This is a genomic window from Microcoleus sp. C2D2 (assembly GCF_036702495.1).
Taxonomy (GTDB): domain Bacteria; phylum Cyanobacteriota; class Cyanobacteriia; order Cyanobacteriales; family Microcoleaceae; genus Microcoleus.
Window position 1 is genome coordinate 17,514 of record NZ_JAUBTO010000038.1, and the last position, 17,037, is coordinate 34,550.

The 17,037-nt window shown below is 46.1% G+C and carries 16 protein-coding genes; 13 read left to right on the forward strand and 3 right to left on the reverse strand.

What is annotated here, in order from left to right; translation table 11 throughout:
* The first annotated feature begins 129 nt into the window (after positions 1–129).
* The 4 genes from QUB61_RS14755 to QUB61_RS14770 all read left to right on the forward strand — a co-directional run bounded on the left by QUB61_RS14755 (position 130) and on the right by QUB61_RS14770 (position 2,842).
* Positions 130–570 (forward strand): Rrf2 family transcriptional regulator, encoded by a 441-nt coding sequence (locus tag QUB61_RS14755; protein WP_333125050.1) that lies wholly within the window; start codon positions 130–132, stop codon positions 568–570.
* A 55-nt stretch (positions 571–625) separates the two neighbouring features.
* Positions 626–1,588: a cysteine synthase A gene (cysK, locus tag QUB61_RS14760; RefSeq protein ID WP_333125052.1), complete on the forward strand. Its 963-nt coding sequence runs from the start codon at positions 626–628 to the stop codon at positions 1,586–1,588.
* A gap of 83 nt (positions 1,589–1,671) precedes the next feature.
* Positions 1,672–1,845: a hypothetical protein gene (locus QUB61_RS14765; RefSeq protein WP_333125053.1), complete on the forward strand. Its 174-nt coding sequence runs from the start codon at positions 1,672–1,674 to the stop codon at positions 1,843–1,845.
* Between the two features lie 316 nt (positions 1,846–2,161).
* On the forward strand, positions 2,162–2,842 hold the full coding sequence (locus QUB61_RS14770) for a J domain-containing protein (protein WP_333125056.1): 681 nt from the start codon (positions 2,162–2,164) through the stop codon (positions 2,840–2,842).
* A gap of 264 nt (positions 2,843–3,106) precedes the next feature.
* Here the strand turns inward: QUB61_RS14770 and QUB61_RS14775 are convergent, their stop codons facing one another.
* Positions 3,107–4,606, reverse strand: coding sequence for a cyclic nucleotide-binding domain-containing protein (locus tag QUB61_RS14775; protein WP_333125059.1), 1,500 nt, complete (start codon positions 4,604–4,606; stop codon positions 3,107–3,109).
* 79 nt (positions 4,607–4,685) lie between these two features.
* Here QUB61_RS14775 and QUB61_RS14780 point away from each other — a divergent pair, with 79 nt between their 5' ends.
* Positions 4,686–4,988: a hypothetical protein gene (locus QUB61_RS14780; protein WP_333125062.1), complete on the forward strand. Its 303-nt coding sequence runs from the start codon at positions 4,686–4,688 to the stop codon at positions 4,986–4,988.
* 48 nt (positions 4,989–5,036) lie between these two features.
* Positions 5,037–5,909, forward strand: a complete 873-nt coding sequence (locus QUB61_RS14785; protein ID WP_333125065.1) for a 6-carboxytetrahydropterin synthase — start codon at positions 5,037–5,039, stop codon at positions 5,907–5,909.
* A 177-nt stretch (positions 5,910–6,086) separates the two neighbouring features.
* On the opposite strand, the gene QUB61_RS14790 is transcribed toward QUB61_RS14785, so the two are convergent.
* Positions 6,087–7,406, reverse strand: a complete 1,320-nt coding sequence (locus QUB61_RS14790) for a pentapeptide repeat-containing protein (protein ID WP_333190006.1) — start codon at positions 7,404–7,406, stop codon at positions 6,087–6,089.
* Between the two features lie 162 nt (positions 7,407–7,568).
* Here QUB61_RS14790 and QUB61_RS14795 point away from each other — a divergent pair, with 162 nt between their 5' ends.
* Positions 7,569–7,853 (forward strand): TRADD-N-associated membrane domain-containing protein, encoded by a 285-nt coding sequence (locus tag QUB61_RS14795; protein ID WP_333125070.1) that lies wholly within the window; start codon positions 7,569–7,571, stop codon positions 7,851–7,853.
* A 183-nt stretch (positions 7,854–8,036) separates the two neighbouring features.
* Here the strand turns inward: QUB61_RS14795 and QUB61_RS14800 are convergent, their stop codons facing one another.
* Complete coding sequence (locus QUB61_RS14800) at positions 8,037–9,449, reverse strand: pentapeptide repeat-containing protein (RefSeq protein WP_333125072.1); 1,413 nt, start codon at positions 9,447–9,449, stop codon at positions 8,037–8,039.
* A gap of 305 nt (positions 9,450–9,754) precedes the next feature.
* Between QUB61_RS14800 and QUB61_RS14805 the strand changes: the two genes are divergently transcribed.
* From QUB61_RS14805 to QUB61_RS14830, 6 genes are all read left to right on the forward strand, one after another.
* On the forward strand, positions 9,755–9,883 hold the full coding sequence (locus QUB61_RS14805) for a TRADD-N-associated membrane domain-containing protein (RefSeq protein ID WP_333125075.1): 129 nt from the start codon (positions 9,755–9,757) through the stop codon (positions 9,881–9,883).
* Between the two features lie 308 nt (positions 9,884–10,191).
* The gene (locus QUB61_RS14810; RefSeq protein ID WP_333125078.1) at positions 10,192–10,425 is read left to right on the forward strand and encodes a hypothetical protein; all 234 of its coding nucleotides are present in this window, start codon (positions 10,192–10,194) and stop codon (positions 10,423–10,425) included.
* A 198-nt stretch (positions 10,426–10,623) separates the two neighbouring features.
* Entirely contained in the window at positions 10,624–12,756 is a 2,133-nt protein-coding gene (locus QUB61_RS14815) for a tetratricopeptide repeat protein (RefSeq protein WP_333125080.1), read from the forward strand.
* A 940-nt stretch (positions 12,757–13,696) separates the two neighbouring features.
* Positions 13,697–15,616: a Calx-beta domain-containing protein gene (locus tag QUB61_RS14820; protein WP_333125083.1), complete on the forward strand. Its 1,920-nt coding sequence runs from the start codon at positions 13,697–13,699 to the stop codon at positions 15,614–15,616.
* Positions 15,617–15,849: 233 nt separating this feature from the next.
* Complete coding sequence (locus QUB61_RS14825; RefSeq protein WP_333125086.1) at positions 15,850–16,410, forward strand: Uma2 family endonuclease; 561 nt, start codon at positions 15,850–15,852, stop codon at positions 16,408–16,410.
* A gap of 12 nt (positions 16,411–16,422) precedes the next feature.
* Positions 16,423–16,602: a hypothetical protein gene (locus QUB61_RS14830; protein WP_333125089.1), complete on the forward strand. Its 180-nt coding sequence runs from the start codon at positions 16,423–16,425 to the stop codon at positions 16,600–16,602.
* Positions 16,603–17,037: the final 435 nt, after the last annotated feature.

The following is a 17,037-nucleotide window of genomic DNA, read 5'->3' on the forward strand; positions in this document are numbered from 1 at the left end:
AGTCAGTAAACTCCAGTGAAGAACCGGGGTATAATCAAAGGTGAGGAGTGAGAATTGGGAACTCAAAATTGAGAATGTTTCTAAAATCTGACTTCGGAGTTGAGAATTCTGGTACTTTCAAGTGAAATTATGGTGGAACTATCGTGTAAAAGCGAATATGCAATCTTGGCTTTGCTAGAGCTTGCTGATTGCTACGATGAGGGCGAGCCTCTGCAAATTCGCCAGATAGCGGCTCAGCAAAATATTCCCGATCGATATTTGGAACAGTTGCTGGCTACGATGAGACGCTGCGGGCTGATTCGCAGCCAGCGAGGAGCTAAGGGAGGTTATATCTTGGCGAGGGAACCCTGGAAAATTACACTCCTAGAAATTATCAACTGTCTCGAAGGCTCTGAGTTCGATCGAGCTCAAAAAGACTCGCCCGCTCAAACTGTAGAAAGTGCGGTGATTTGGGAAGTTTGGCAAGAAGCCCGATCGATTGCCAACTCAGTGTTGCAAAAATACACGCTACAGGATCTGTGCGAAAAGCGCAATGGCAGACGGCAGCTCGATATCATGTATTACATCTAGTTAATATTCCCAACTAGGAATTAACATTTACTTACATTACAAACTGACAAAAATTATGCGTATTGCTGGGAACATTACAGAATTGGTAGGGCGGACGCCTCTGGTACAACTCAACCGCATTCCCCAAGCTGAAGGCTGCGTGGCTCGGATTGTGGTAAAACTCGAAGGCATGAATCCGGCATCATCGGTGAAAGACCGCATCGGTGTCAGTATGGTCAATCAAGCTGAGGCGGAAGGGCTGATTACTCCAGGCAAAACGGTTTTAGTGGAACCGACTTCTGGCAATACCGGAATTGCTCTGGCAATGGTGGCGGCGGCTAAGGGCTACCAGTTGATTTTGACGATGCCGGATACGATGAGCACGGAACGCCGATCGATGCTGCGAGCTTACGGGGCCCAACTAGAACTGACTCCGGGAACTGAGGGCATGAGCGGCTGCATCCGCCGCGCTCAAGAGATTGTGGACAAAACTCCCAATGCGTATATGTTGCAGCAGTTTCGGAATCCAGCGAACCCGCAGGTTCACCGTTCGACAACGGCTGAGGAAATTTGGCAAGATACAGACGGCGAGGTGGATTTCCTGATTTCGGGAGTCGGCACCGGCGGTACGATTACTGGTGTGGCAGAGGTGATTAAGTCGCGGAAACCCGAGTTTAAGGCGATCGCCGTTGAGCCGGCCAACAGTCCGATACTGTCGGGCGGAAAGCCAGGGCCTCACAAAATTCAAGGTATCGGTGCTGGTTTTGTGCCGCCTGTGCTGAGTGTGGATTCGATCGACGAAATTATAGTTGTTACGGATGATGAGGCGATCGCCTACGGCCGCCGCTTGGCGAGAGAAGAAGGAATTTTGTCCGGTATTTCCAGCGGTGCGGCGCTATGTGCGGCACTGAAAGTCGGCCAGCGTCCGGAAAATGCAGGGAAATTGATTGTGATGATTCAGCCTAGCTTCGGCGAACGCTATCTCAGCACTCCGTTGTTCCAAGATCCAGAACTCAATCTGGCGATGGCCCTCAACTAGGTCAGCCTTCGACCCAAGTCGCCGAAACTCACAGCAGGGCGTACAGTGTACGCCCTGCTTGGCTTGGCTTTTTAGCTTAAAGTATGGCGATAGATTGTAGCGGCATCGATCGCGATCGATGCCGAATTTCTCAACGGTCTTTTTTTGAACGAACCGCTTTCGGCGCGTTAGCTTCGTGGCCGGTAAGCGCTCTTGTCGGGAAGGAAGCAGCTAACAATTGCTGGGAGGACGGCTATAGCGGTTCGATCGCGTGGTGAGGTATGGGGGCGAGTCCTATGCCCTGTTTGGCCAATGCCCTGTTTGGCCAATGCCCTGTTTGGCCAATGCCCTATGCCCGCGAGAGGACCTCATGTTACTGAGAAAGGCTATATATGAGTCCCCAATGTCGATCGGCTTGCCACTTCAAAAGCATCAATCTTTTTCTAAAATAGATTTATGATAATTTGAAAACTGACGTTTTCAACTTACACTTCTTGGCATTTATATCAAATAAATACCTAATAAATTAGCAAATAATGATATTTTTGTCAAGCCTTTTTTCGCAAATTATCCAGATTTCAAGGAAATAACAGCGTGTCTTCCGTTACCAATCACTACAAAACCCTAAAGATTAGCCCAACCGCAACACAAGCCGAGATTAAACAAGCATACCGCCGTTTAGTCAAAGTATTTCATCCAGACAGCCACAGTTCCAAAGCCGATCACGAAGAGATTGTCCGCCTCAATGCAGCCTATGAAATATTAGGAGACGCCCAGCACAGACAATCTTACGATCGGCTATTTTCCGAGCAAACCGAACAGCAATCACCAGTCGCACAAAACGTCAGCCGCCAGCAAACACAAACAGCACGGGACGCTGACGAACAAATGGAACAGTGGCTGATTAAAGTATACAAACCCGTCAATAAAATGCTCAACAGCATCTTGAAGCCGCTTAAAAAGGAAATAGACGAGTTGTCCGCAGATCCGTTTGATGACGAACTGATAGAAAAGTTTCAACTTTATATCGAAACCAGTCGCGAGTTTCTCAAAAAAGCTCATAACTTTTTTACATCGATGCCCAATCCATCTAATGTAGCCGGAGTTGCGGCTCATCTCTACTACTGCATCAATCAAGTCGGAGACGGAATAGAAGAATTGCAGCTATTTACCCTCAATTATGACGATCGCCACTTGCACACCGGTCAAGAACTGTTTAGAATTGCCGCTAGACTGCGGCGGGAAGCACAGGAGGAATTAAAATTTAAAAGTTAGTTAGTCAAGGAGAGGGGGAGAGTGGGAGAGTGGGAGAGTGGGAGAGTGGGAGAGTGGGAGAGGGGGAGAGGGGGAGAGGGGGAGAGTGGGAGAGTGGGAGAGTGGGAGAGTGGGAGAGGGGGAGAGGGGAGAGTGGGAGAGTGGGAGAGTGGGAGAATTGCCCAATTCCCAATTCCCAATTCCCAATTCCTAATTCCCTCAGCATTCATCGCTTAAATCCGTTAAATCCCGATTCAGTGCGCGTTGCCGAACTTTTTTCCCGTATCAAATTCCAAAAAGAACTTGAATTCGCTTGCGAATTTTAAGAAAAGGAGTTTGTTCCAGAGAGTCGTCATCTAACAATCCCAAATCTCTCAAAGCTTGCTGGCGTTCCGACAATTTTTGAGCAATCTGATCTGCTAAATTCGGCTGTTCTATTAAAAGTTTTTGCAAGTCGTGGCGTTCCACCACAAACAAAATTGCATCTTCGCTAGTTTTAACAGTCGCCGTTCTCGGAGTTCCCAACAGCAAAGATATTTCCCCAAAAAACTCGCCCTCGTGAAGCGTAGCAATATACTTATTGGCTTTTTGAGACAGAACTTCGACAGTACCCGAAAGAATAATATAAAAAGAATCGCCAGGATCCTCTTCTTTACATATAACCTGTCCCGCTGAAAACAGTTGTCGATAGCCGTATTCAATTAACTGTCGCAGTTCTAAATCCGTACACTGTTCAAAATAAGTTACTCGCCGCAACAAATCTCGCAGCGTCCAATTACTAGGCGATTTAGACGCTGATTTTTTAGGCTCAGAAACCGTGGGATTAGATTTTAGTTCTGCTGAATGTTTTGCATTCTGCGGAAAAAGTTTGCCGTTGGAATTATCATCTTTGTTGTTATGAAAAAATTGAGTTAACTCTTTCGGGTTTCGCAGCCACAAATCCCGCTGGGGAAACGGAATTTCGATATTTCGGTTGCGAAATTCGTAATCTATTAAAAAATTCACGGCGCTTTTAATGGCATCGCTTTCCTGTGGCTGGTCAATCCAAACTAAAAGTTCAAAATTTAAAGCGTTATCTCCAAAACCGCGAAACCATACTTTAGGAGAAGGATGGGACAAGACATTCGATTCCATCCGCGCCGCAATTAACAGCGCTTCTGTAACTATTACTGGGTCAGATCCGTAAGCAACGCCGACGGGGATGTGGAGGCGGCATCTGGGGTCTCTGTAACTCCAGTTAATAATGTTTGTTTCGACAAACTTAATATTTGGTATGATTACAAACAGTCCGTCAATTGTTTTGATAATTGTGGAGCGGATCGAAATTGTTTCTACTGTTCCTAATAAATTGTCTATTTCAATAAAGTCTCCGACTCTAATTTGGTGTTCAAATAGCAGGGTGAGACCGCTGATAAAGTTGCTGGCGAGATTTTGCAAGCCGAAGCCGAAACCAATGCCGACAACGCCAGCTAAAACGGTGAGAGAAGTGAGGTTGATGCCGGCACCTTGCAGGACGATTATACAGCCAAGAGTTGCTAAAATATAGCTAACGATGGTGGAAATTGCTTCTCGGCTGCCCCGATCCAATCCCATCCGAACTAGCAGGCTGCGCTTGAGTCCTTCACTGATAATCTTAGCTATAATCAAGGCAAATATAGCTAAAACTATCATTTTGAAGATCGCACTAATAGACAGATGAGTGTCCCCGATATAGAATAGCGGGGTTGTCATCGCACCCCAGAAATGTTCAAAAAAGCGATCGGTTCGTACAGTAATCCAATTCATTAATATTTGGTAATGGGTAATTGGTGATTGATAATGGGTGATAAGTTTTGAGCGCAACTGAACGCCAAACTGCTAACTATTGCAGAGCTTAGGCGAAAAACTCGAACGGTGGAGTGCCCTGTGTTGCAAAAAAGATGGATTCCCTTCCGGATATCCGCTTCAGGCACTTTCTCAAAGGCTAGTAACTGATGGGTTAGTAACAGATGGCGAAAAACTATTTTGTAGCGGTATTTTCTGCCGGATATCTGTATGGTGGCGTAAAATGGGCCCGGCGGCTCTCACGAGCGACTACGTGTTGCCAATATCTGGAAAATTGGTAGAAATTCATTTACAGCACCCTCAATTTATTGAAAAATTCCAGCAAAAATTAGTTTATCCTTAAGAAGTAAGTCCTTTACAGAACTTAACAAGCTTACCTTACTTGACTTTTATGCAGTGCATCATCAATCGTCGGGCACAGTTTTCGGCGAGTCACCGGTACTGGCTGCCGGAATTGAGCGAAGCCGAGAATTTTGAACGGTTTGGCCCAACTGCCCGCGCACCGGGACACGGACACAATTACGTCCTTTACGTTTCCATGATAGGAGAACTCGACGAGTACGGCATGGTGCTCAACCTGTCTGATGTCAAGCACGTCATCAAGCGGGAAGTTACCCAGGATCTCGATTTTTCCTTTCTCAACGAAACGTGGCCGGAATTTGAGCAGACTCTGCCAACTACGGAAAACATAGCACGGCAAATTTGGCTGCGCCTAGTCCCTCATTTGCCTGTGACCAAAATTCAATTGTTTGAACATCCCGAACTTTGGGCTGAATATTTAGGAAACGGAATGGAAGCTTATTTAACTTTGTCTACTCATTTTAGCGCGGCCCATCGCTTGGCTCGTCCTGATTTGAGCTTTGAAGAAAACTCGGAAATTTACGGCAAATGTGCTCGTACCAACGGTCACGGTCACAACTATCATTTAGAGGTGACTGTTAAAGGGGAAATTGATGCGCGGACTGGCATGATTGCTGATTTGGGAGCTTTGCAAAAAGCCGTTGACGATTATGTTGTTGAACCGTTCGATCACACTTTTTTAAATAAGGATATTGCTTATTTTGAGAAGGTTGTGCCGACTGCGGAGAATATTGCTGTTCGGATCGGGCAATTGTTGCGATCGCCCGTTCGGGAATTGGGCGCGGAGTTGCACAAGATTAAGCTGATTGAAAGTCCGAATAATAGCTGTGAAATTTACGGTGCTGATTTAGAGGAAGCGGCGACACAAAGTCAGCAGCCGGAAGCGGTTTTAGCTGGGGTTTAGTGCTGAATATCTGCTGGTAGATTCACGAGTCTTCTCTTTAGATCCGAGAGTCCGGCAGTCCGAGAGTCCGACAGGGGTTGAAAACCCCTGTCTCATAGCTAAAGTCCTCTGAAAGAAAACTACAATTAATCATATTTTCCTTCAGAAGTTGGCTCATTTTTAGCTGATTCCAGATCATTATACTTTTGTGAGAACTTCAGAGCGATCGCCTGGAGAATCCTCAAAGATTGCGCCTTGTTTAATCAGGTCTTGCTTCATCGATTCAGAAATGCCTGAGTGCGAGCTGAATCGGGCTTTCTCAACCTTAGTCTTACTCAGGTTGGCACCACTCAGGTCGGCACTTCTCAGGTCGGCACTTCTCAGGTTGGCACCACTCAGGTCGGAACCACTCAGGTTGGCACTATTCAGGTTGGCATCAATCAGGTCGGCACCACTCAGGTCGGCACCGCTCAGGTCGGCACGAATCAGGTAGGCACCACTCAGGTAGGCACCACTCAGGTCGGCACGAATCAGGTAGGCACTATTCAGGTCGGCACCACTCAGGTCGGCACCGCTCAGGTCGGCACGAATCAGGTAGGCACCACTCAGGTCGGCACCACACAGGTCGGCACCGCTCAGGTCGGCACCACTCAGGTCGGCATCAATCAGGTCGGCATCACTCAGGTCGGCATCACTTAAGTCAACCCCCCTCAAGTTTCGATCTCTAATTTCCTGAGTAACAATCTCTCGTACTAGATGCCACTTATTATTGAGTTCGTTACTTTCGTCATCCTCTGAGCTTTTACTCAAAAGATGTCTAAATGCCTGAATAGCAATCTTTTTTACTAGATGCCACTTATTATTGATTTCGTTACTTTCGTCATCCTCTGAGCTTTCACTCAAAATTTGAACATCTTCAACAGGAAAACCGCTTACTTCCTTTAATTCTCCTGATTTGATGAGAGATACAAGCCGATCGATATCCTCTTGAGAACCCTTTACAAATAACTTGATACTGCCCTCTTTAATATCAATTATTTTGACAGTATCTCCCGAATATATTCGTAAAATAGCTTCTAAGCTTTTCAAATTAATATCTGAATTTATCTCTCCTCTTAAAATAACAATAGCTTTAATTTGTTTAGTGTCTTTATCGATAACAGTAACTTGACGGTTAAGTATTTGTGTTAACATTTCCCTACCTACTTCATTATTAATATCAAGGCTGTTGCAATCATTGATTATTTCTAGTTTTTGAGATTGTGCCTCTTCTGGTAATACCGCAATTTTCATCCAATCTAATTTCAGTTCTTGACATATCTTCTTAAAGGAATCAAGCTGAATGGGCTGGCAATTAAAAAACTTGCTAACTGTACTGCGTGCTAAACGCGGAGGTTTGGCAAAGTTACTTTTTGTATCAAATCCTAGCCTGATCAGAGCGTTTTCTGCTATCTTTACACCTTCTGAAGATGCGGTGATAGTTATCCTCGTCTTTTTTTTGATGCTTAGGTCAGTCATAATCTGGAGAGTGTTTTGACACGATCGCTGACAAAATCGAAACTAGAGCATAGGACAATCATAGAGCAATCACAAGATAGCCACAAGTAAATCATTGTGTAGTCAGGGTTTCAAGCATTTTGCTTCACACTAGAAGTATAAAGTTTAGGCTCAACGAAACCCATGAATAACCAGCGAATCACCCACTCTGACTCCACAATAAAAATGATTATTGCCAAAGAACGATCGCGCCAAGCCCACCATAGTTTTAACTTGGCCCTTGTAAGTACCGCAGCCTGTGTCTTCATCAGTTTTGCGGGAGTTGGGCTTGTACTTCTGGGCAAAGCCTCAGAGAGCACTATCACGGCAACTGGAGGTCTGGCATCGACTGCTTATTGTCTCAAGCTGTCCAAAGATGCCAATGACAGACTTGATAAGGTTGCTTCCGATCTCAACGACGATCGATAGCAGGTCGATCGCAGATAATTAGAGCAATAGCACTGACGCAACAATCATCAGGATCGATATAATATCCGAGAGTCCGACAGGGATTGAAAACCCCTGTCTCATAGCTAAAGTCCTCTGAAAGAAAACTACAATTAATAATATTTTCCTTCATAAGTTGACTCATTTTTAGCTTCTTCCACAGCATTATACATTTGTGAGAACTTCAGAGCGATCGCCTGGAGAATCCTCAAAGATTGCGCCTTGTTTAATCAGGTCTTGCTTCATCGATTCAGAAAAGCCTAAGTTCGAGCTGAATCGGGCTTTCTCAACCTTAGTCTTACTCAGGTTGGCACCAATCAGGTCGGCACCAATCAGGTCGGCACCACTGAGGTTGGCACCACTGAGGTCGGCACCACTGAGGTTGGCACCACTGAGGTCGGCATGAATGCGGTAGGCACGAATCCGGTCACCAATCAGGTTGGCACCACTGAGGTTGGCACCACTGAGGTTGGCACCACTGAGGTTGGCACCAATCAGGTTGGCATCAATCAGGTCGGCGCCACTCAGGTCGGCACTTCTGAGATTGGCACTTCTGAGGTTGGCACCACTGAGGTTGGCACGAATCAGGTTGGCACCACTGAGGTTGGCACCAATCAGGTAGGCGCCAATCAGGTAGGCACTCATCAGGTAGGCACCGCTCAGGTCGGCACTTCTGAGGTCGGCACCGCTGAGGTAGGCACTCATCAGGTTGGCATCAATCAGGTTGGCACCACTCAGGTCGGCACCGCTGAGGTCGGCACTTGTCAGGTTGGCACCACTCAGGTCGGCACCGCTGAGGTCGGCACTTCTGAGGTTGGCACCACTCAGGTTGGCATATCTCAGGTCGGCATCACTTAAGTCAAACCCACTCAAGTTTCGATCTCTAATTCCCTGAATAACAATCTCTCGTACTAGACACCACTTATTATTGAGTTCGTTTCTTTCGTCATCCTCTGAGCTTTCACTCAAAATTTGAACATCTTCAACAGGAAAACCGCTTACTTCTTTTAATTCTCCTGATTTAAGGCGAGATACAAGCCGATCGATATCCTCTTGAGAACCCTCTACAGTTAATCGGATGCTGCCCTCTTTAATATCAGTAATTTTTAGAGTCTCTCCTGAATATTTTCGTAAATTCCATTCAACCCGACTTAAATTTTCGCATGATTTTATCTCACCTATCCATTTTATTTTAGCTTTAATTGTATGAGTTTTTTCATCTCTTACAGTCACTTGACGGTAAAATGTTTGTGTGTGCAGTTTCTCCCCTCCTTCATTAATATCAGGGTTGAGGCAATGATTTATTGCTGGTAGTTTAGAGTGTTTTCCTTCTGATATTCCTGCTATTTTCGTCCAATCTAATTTCAGTTCTTGACATATCTTCTTAAAGGAATCAAGCTGAATAAGGCGGCACTGAAAAAACTTGGTAATTGTACTGCGCGATAAAAGCTGAGCTTTGGCAAAGTTAATTTTTGAATCAAATCCTAGCCTTTTCAGAGCGTTTTCTGCTATCTTTACACCTTCTGAAGATGCGGGAATAGTTATCTTCTTCTTTTTTCTCATGCTTAGGTGAGTCATAATGTGGAGAGTCTTTTGAGACGATCGCTTACAAAATCGAAACTAGAGCCTAGGACAATCATAGAGCAAGCACAAGAGAGCGACAAGTAAATTATTGTGTAGTCAGGGTTTCAAGCATTTTGCTTCACACTAGAAGTATAAAGTTTAGGCTCAACGAAATCTATGAATAACCAGCCAATCACCCACTCTGACTCCACAATATAGCAATTCTAAATGAGTCGTAAATTTTTTACCCCACCCCAGCCCTCCCCGATGCCTTGGGGAGGGAGTAAGAAATTCACAAATGATTTAGGATTGCTATAGAAATGATTATTGCCAAAGAACGATTGCGCCAAGCCCACCATAGTTTTAACTTGGCCTTTGTAACGACCGCAGCCTGTGTCCTCATCAGTTTTGCGGGAGTTGCGCTTGTACTTCTGGGCAAAGCTGATTAGGGAACTATCACGGCAATTCTCCGGTCTAGCATGGACTGCTTATTGTCTCAAGCTGTCCAAAGATGCCAATGACAGACTTGATAAGCCGGAATGACTGTTGACTGTTGACTGTTGACTGTTGACTGTCGAAGGAGGGGTGGAAAAACTCAATGGTTGAGTGTTAACTGTTGACTCGATTTTATTATTGTGATGCAACCGGAAACGATATAAGGAGATTTCCTCTTTTGAGGAGGTTGTGCCGACTGCGGAGAATATTGCAGTTCGGATCTGGCAATTGTGGCGGGCCCGTTTGAGACTTGGACTCCGAGTTGCACAACATTAAGCTGATTGAAAGTCCGAATAATAGCTGTGAAATTTACGGTGCAGATTTAGAGGAAGTAGCGAGTGAACGTCAGCAGCCGGAAGCGGTTTTAGGTGGGGTAAGGAGTCAAAAATCGGGTCGGTTGGGGCGGGTTCACCCGGATATTTGGCTAATTGTGCAGATTGGTGAACCCCGCCCTACCAGCCTAATCATGATTCCGAGAGTTATCCAACCGCATTAGTGGCGAGAATATATTCTTTTACCAAAGTTCCACAGCCAGAATTATTGGCACTTTTCCTGAAAAGTCAGCCTGCGCGCGTATTTTGGAGATAGTAAGTCAGCATTCCTCTAGTCAGCTATTCTAACTGCTGAGAGTATGAGGTCGATCGCCCGATCGCTGACAACCAAGCACTAATTTCTCCTAGGTAAGTTGACGTTTATGCGCGTCTCAAATGTAGCTCTCTTGACTCTGGCTGCCCTCGCATCCCAGAATTTAACTGCTAATACTAGCGCCAATCCTGCTGCACCTTCTATCTCTCCTCAGACACCGCAGGCTAGCAACTTTGTTGATGGCATAAATACTACCGCATCCCGTGCCGCTGAGTCAATAAGCTCGCCTGAGACGATCGCCCACGAACAATTTTCCCCAAATACTACCGCATCCCGTCGGGCCGAGTCAATAAGCTCGCCTGAGACGATCGCCCACGACCAATTTTCCCCACGAATTGCTGTAAAATCCCAGACTGGTTTGCTGGTAGCTTCGGCTCAACCAGAGTTATTTGCTGCAAAAAGCCAGGCGAATACTCCTGCTGCATCCGGCGATGAACTAACAAAATCTTTACAAGAAACCTGGCTGACTAAATTAATCGAAACCGGGGTTGAAAGCAATCCTCAAGTTCGCGAGGTTTTCGCTTTTATTTCCCCGCTTACTGGCAGTGCTGAATCTGGCTACGATTTTAATAATACTATAAATCTGCTCAATATTTTACTAATTCTTGGTACTGTATTTCCACCAGTGAGTATTGCCTTTTTTTGGCTGATGCGGCGGCTGGTAATCAAACAGTTGGTTGCTGATGCCAATAAACGATTGCAGGGGATTGGTGTATTGGAATCAGAACTGATAAGTTCTCGCCAACTAAATCAAAAATTGAGGGAGGAATTAGAAGCGCAAATGAGTGCAGCTAAACAATCCATTGATTTTTTAACTAGAGAAAGTGAACTTGCCAAATCTTCCGTCCAGCAAATTGAGACTCTCAAATCTCAATTTCTCATGCACCTGCAAGTTTTGCTGGCAGAAGTTTACGAGAAAAAATCTCAAATTGTTCAAGAAATTTCCCAAGATCCCGCAGTTGTTGGCAAAGAAGCTCTCCAACTCGCACCTCAACCGCAGTTAAACAATTCCCCAAATTCGCAACCTGCACCCCCTAGCGACGAAAATTTCATTGCTGACGATTATATCAAGCAAGGCGAAGGGCTTTATTTTCAAGGCAATTATGATGAGGCAGTAGTCTGCTTTGAAAAAGCTATTTTAGCGAATAATAATTTGGATGAGGCTTGGTATTGGCGCGGAAATGTGTTAATAAAATTGCAGCGCCACGAAGAAGCACTCGCCTGTTACGACCAAGCAATATCAATTAAACCGGATAACTACGAAGCGTGGTATAATAAAGCGAATTTGCTGGGAAAATTGCAGAGGTACGAAGAGGCGATCGCCTGTTACGAGCGAGCAAGTTCGAGCGAATCCCGAAAATACGGTTGTTGGCACAGTATAGCGGCTTTGTTGGGTAAATTGCAGCATTACGAAGAAGCGATCGCCAGTTACGATCGCGCCCTGGCTATCAAAGCAACCGACAGCGAAATTTGGCACAATCGAGGGGCGATGCTGGGCAAAATAGAGAAGTACGCAGCAGCAGTCGATTCTTACGATCGCGCTCTGGCTTTTAATCCCAACAGATACGAAACTTGGTACAATCGAGGCAATATGCTGTGGAGACTGCTGCGCTACAGCGATGCTATTGATTCTTACGATCGGGCTCTACGCATCCGGCAAGACAAATACGAAGTTTGGTACAATAAAGCTGCTGTGCTCGGAAAAATGCAGCGCTATCAAGAATCGATCGAATGCTACGACAAAGCAATAGCCCTTCAACCGCAGGATTTTGAAGTGTGGCACAACCGAGGCGCAGCTTTCGAGAAACTGTCGCAGCACTCCGCAGCAATTGCATCTTACGAATCAGCAATTACCCTTAATTCCGAGTGTTACGAAGCTTGGTTTGGTAAAGGCGAATCTTTGGCTTCATTGCAGCGGAATGAAGAAGCGATCGCAGCTTATGAGAAAGCGATTGCTATTAAGCCAGATTCCTACGATGCTTGGCGTCATCTGGGGATAGCTTTGTCAGAATTAAAGCGCTATAAGGAAGCAATGGCAGCTTACGATCGAGCTATTGCCATCAAACCTGATAATGCGGAAGCTTGGCGCGAGCGAGGCGCAATTGTATCAGAATTAAAACAGGATACAGAAGGATTTGCCGACGGCAAAAAAGAGAAGGAAGAACCAGCCACAATCCAATGAATATTCGGACAGTTAGTTAGGAGTAAGGTGCGCCGCTGCGTGTGGATCCGAGTTTTTTGCCTAAGGTGTACCGCTTTGTGTACACCCCTATTTTTGGTTGGCTTAAGGTGCGCACCGCTCCGCGTACACCCGAATTTTTGCTGCATAAAAGCTCTACAATTATTTTAAAATATCGTCCTGAAATCGGTTGATTTAATAGAAAGATATATAGCGGTTAATGGGTATATGAGGTAGAAAATTAAACTTAAAAAGGTTGACGACACAGGGTTTAGGCGGACTCTATCTTTCTTTGTGAGAAAAGCTATAGCTTAACTAAGCTGTCACGCATTTAAATTGCATATTCAGGGCGGGCGAGACACCCCACAAGACACCGAATTGTTTGTTGACATTCTATTTAAATGCCGCAACAGCTTATTAGCAGTAATAACAATCGGCGATCGGCATTATTTCCTAACTGGAATTAGATTTTTTGTAGCTGCTTTAGGGGCTGAAAACCTCTCGCTCACAAGGAAAACAGGTTGAGAACCTAAAAACGCCTGAAATCTTTGTGAATACTAGATTTATGCCTAGTTTAGCTAAAAGTCATTATAGCTCAGGGTTTAAAGCCATTTTCGCTTCGGTTTTTGTCTAAGTCCCGCTTAGTTGAATAAGTAGTAATTTCCAGGCAAAAATTTAAAAATTTTTGGAACAGTGCTACAGCATTCTCATTTTTCACTATTAACAGGATATCAAAGCAAAAATACAGTTACCAAAACAGCGGGACAGCAAATAATTGCAGTGAGGGATTTGTTTTAGGTAAAAAAATCTAGTCAATAGTGACATAAATACCAGGTTTTTATCCCGAATCATCTGTTAATTAAAATCCCGCAGTCTTGCGCAGAACAATCTCTACAGGTGCTTCTACCAAAACCAAAAATAATTAACCTGTGGAGTAAAAAAAATGGCAAACATAACAGGAACTCTCGGCCCCGATGTCATACCGGGATTTTTACCAGACGGTCGCGTAATTAACCCGGGAACCTTACTGAGTGACGACACCATCAACGGCCTCGACGGCAATGATGCGATCGAGGCAGGGGCAGGAAACGACCTCATATTCGCCGGCCCAGGTAACGATATTGTTAACGGCAACCAAGGCAACGATCAAGTATACGGTGGCAAAGACGACGACCAAGTATACGGCGGCAAAGAGAACGACTTAGTTAGAGGCGACATCGGCAATGACAGCGTTTTCGGCAACAACGGCAATGACACCGTGTTCGGCGGCAAAGACAACGACACCATGTTCGGCGGCAAAGACAACGACTTGATGCTGGGCGACCTCGGCGACGACGTACTCTACGGCGACCTCGGTTCTGATACCATGAGCGGCGGCGGTGGAAATGACATTTTTGCGATCGGGCGAGTCGGCGACGGCAGACCCACAGCCACCACCGGCGGCCCCGGAGTCTTCGATGCCGACCTGATTACCGACTTTCGAGCCGCCGGCAACGATGTCATCCAGTTATTTGGGGGGCTGCAATTCAGCGATTTGCAGTTCATCGACGGCACCGGCTTCAACGGCATCAGCATCGGCAACACCCTAATTCGCGATACCGGCACCGGCGAGTATTTAGTCAACATCCAAGGTTTTAGCGCTGCCCAACTGAGCGCGAATCCGGCCTGGTTCCAATTAGCTGGATTCCCGACACCGACGCCGACTCCAACGCCTGCGCCGACACCGACGCCTGCACCGACTCCGACGCCTGCGAGTATCTTCCAGTTCGACCAAGCGAGTTACACGGTGAATGAAGGCGGCGCGGCTACGATTAACGTTACTCGCACGGGTGGCACGGGTGCTGCAACCATTAGCTACGCTTCTGTTGACGGTTCGGCGACTTCTGGAGGCAGTGCACCGGATTACACTGTGGCGGCTGGTTCCCTGAATTTTGCTGAGGGGCAAAATAGCGCTAGTTTCACTGTGACGGCTTTGAGCGACATGATGCTGGAATCGCCGGAAACGGTGAATTTGGTGCTTAGCGGTGGGAATGTGGGCAGCAATCCATCAATCTTGACGATTCTGGATGTGCCGCCCGTCCCAACTCCGACTCCGACGCCTGCTCCGACGCCGACTCCGACTCCTTTTCCGACTCCGACTCCGACGCCTGCTCCGACGCCGACTCCGACGCCGACTCCCGGTCAAAACACGTTTTTCTTCAGTGCAGCTACTTACAGCGTCAACGAGGGTAGCACTGCTCCGATTACGATCAATCGCGGTGGCGACCTTTCTGTGTCGGCAACGATTGTGTTCGGCACTGGGGACGGTACTGCTCTGGCTGCGGGTTCTCAACCGGATTACACGGCTGTGGTTCAAAAAGCGGTGAATTTTGAACCCGGACAAGCTAGCGCGCAAGTTCCGGTTCAAAGTTTATTTGATAGCCTCACAGAGCCTACTGAGACGGTGAATTTGTTCTTGAGCGGCGGTAGTTTGGCGAGTCCTTCAGCAGCGGTTCTGTCGATTGTTGATACTACTGCTGTGCCTCCTACTTTCTTTTCTTACGGTTCGTCTCCGGGTCCTGTGCCTGATGGCTCTGCTGGAAATTTCACAATTAACCGCAGCGGCAATACTGGGGTTTCGGCTTCGATCGACTTTTTGATTGCTGCTCCCGGCGGCAACCAACCTGTGAATAATGTAGATTTCAATATTGTCGGGCAGTATACTGCGAAGCCTTCTGGTGGTGCGGTGAACTTTAATCCCGGTCAAACTAGCGTCACTCTGACACTTAATAATGTTTCTGGTTTGAATAGTGGCGTGGTGAATTTAGGTTTTGGCCCAGGACCGATCGGTGCTCCGGCATCGACTGCAATTACTCTGCTTTAAGAGTGTTAGTATGGACGAGCAATGCTGGCCCTACTAATATGTCTGCAAGTTGTTAAATGCTTTTTGGATCGGGTTTGTTTTCTAAATTTTTCCTCTTGTTACCGCTCTGTTTGGGGCGGTTTTTTTTATAGTAAATTACTTCGGTTACTCGATCACCAGTTAAATTCGGCTCTGTTTGGGGCGGTTTTTTTTATGGTAAATTTAGGTAAGCTGCAAACAAGGAGAATAGTTATATGTCTGTTCAGCTTCAAAAACGGTTATTTACAGTAAAAGAATATCATTTGATGACTGAGGTTGGTATTCTCTCCGAGGGCGATCGGGTCGAACTCATAGAAGGGGAGATTGTTAAGATGGCTGCAATTGGTACTCGTCACGCAAGTTCTGTTAAGCGTCTCACCAGGCGCTTCAGCCTCATTCCAGAATATCTGGCGACTTTGGGTGTCCAAGACCCTATCCAGTTGACTGAGCGCACTGAACTTCAACCGGATGTTGTATTGCTGGAACCTCGCGCTGATTACTACGCTACTGCCCATCCAGTACCGTCTGAAGTTTGGCTGTTAGTTGAGGTTTCAGATAGTACGGTTGATTATGACAGAGATGTGAAAGTATCCATTTACGCTCGATCGCTCATTCAGGAAGTTTGGCTGGTAGATTTAGTTGAAAATTGTTTGGAAGTCTACCGTCAGCCAGGCCCGAACGGTTATAGTTTAATGCTCAAGTTTTGGCGCGGTCAACAAGTTGCGCCGCTGGCTTTTCCCGATTTAGAAGTGAGTGTTGATTTTATATTGGGTTAGTATGAATAAATAATGGCAGCTTACGATCGAGCGATCGCCATTAAGCCTGAGAATGCGGAAGCTTGGCGCGATCGCGGCGCAGTTGTATCAGAATTAAAGCAGGATACAGACAAAATTGACTCGGGGGAATCTGATATTACAAATGCCTCAGATGGCAAGGTGGAGCAACCTAAGTCAGCAGATTCGATGTAAGAATTGATTATTACATAGCACTTTTCAGTAAAATCCGGTACGCCTGGGAATTAAAATGCGATCGGCGCGTACTTCACTTATTTGAGAATCGGTATAGTGGCTTAGGGGAAAATCGGGTGAGTGCGATCGGCACCGGTGACTCTGGCGAGACTAAATTGTGGGTAGGAACGCCCTGCGGCGTGAGTTGTTACAGCTATTAGCGAAAAAAATGAGCTATGAGGAGGCTCAGTCAAGTTTAAAGTCTAATCATCTAGGCATTATGCCGAATAATTTGTTTATTATAGAAAAGACGGTTTGGTTATAGATATAACTTCACTCTTGCATGATTGCCCCTAGTGAGTTTCAGCCCTACTTACAATCGCGTCTAGATACTTCACGGGAGGACACCAAGCGTGAGGTAAGCGATCGCTATATTCCAACGCTAGCAGAGTTACC

Coding starts and splice junctions, on each gene's coding strand:
- QUB61_RS14755 (WP_333125050.1), top strand. CDS start 130: ATGGTGGAACTATCGTGTAAAAGCGAATATGCAATCTTGGCTTTGCTA.
- cysK (WP_333125052.1), top strand. CDS start 626: ATGCGTATTGCTGGGAACATTACAGAATTGGTAGGGCGGACGCCTCTG.
- QUB61_RS14765 (WP_333125053.1), top strand. CDS start 1,672: ATGGCGATAGATTGTAGCGGCATCGATCGCGATCGATGCCGAATTTCT.
- QUB61_RS14775 (WP_333125059.1), bottom strand. CDS start 4,606: ATGAATTGGATTACTGTACGAACCGATCGCTTTTTTGAACATTTCTGG.
- QUB61_RS14785 (WP_333125065.1), top strand. CDS start 5,037: ATGCAGTGCATCATCAATCGTCGGGCACAGTTTTCGGCGAGTCACCGG.
- QUB61_RS14790 (WP_333190006.1), bottom strand. CDS start 7,406: ATGACTGACCTAAGCATCAAAAAAAAGACGAGGATAACTATCACCGCA.
- QUB61_RS14795 (WP_333125070.1), top strand. CDS start 7,569: ATGAATAACCAGCGAATCACCCACTCTGACTCCACAATAAAAATGATT.
- QUB61_RS14800 (WP_333125072.1), bottom strand. CDS start 9,449: ATGACTCACCTAAGCATGAGAAAAAAGAAGAAGATAACTATTCCCGCA.
- QUB61_RS14805 (WP_333125075.1), top strand. CDS start 9,755: ATGATTATTGCCAAAGAACGATTGCGCCAAGCCCACCATAGTTTTAAC.
- QUB61_RS14815 (WP_333125080.1), top strand. CDS start 10,624: ATGCGCGTCTCAAATGTAGCTCTCTTGACTCTGGCTGCCCTCGCATCC.
- QUB61_RS14820 (WP_333125083.1), top strand. CDS start 13,697: ATGGCAAACATAACAGGAACTCTCGGCCCCGATGTCATACCGGGATTT.
- QUB61_RS14825 (WP_333125086.1), top strand. CDS start 15,850: ATGTCTGTTCAGCTTCAAAAACGGTTATTTACAGTAAAAGAATATCAT.
- QUB61_RS14830 (WP_333125089.1), top strand. CDS start 16,423: ATGGCAGCTTACGATCGAGCGATCGCCATTAAGCCTGAGAATGCGGAA.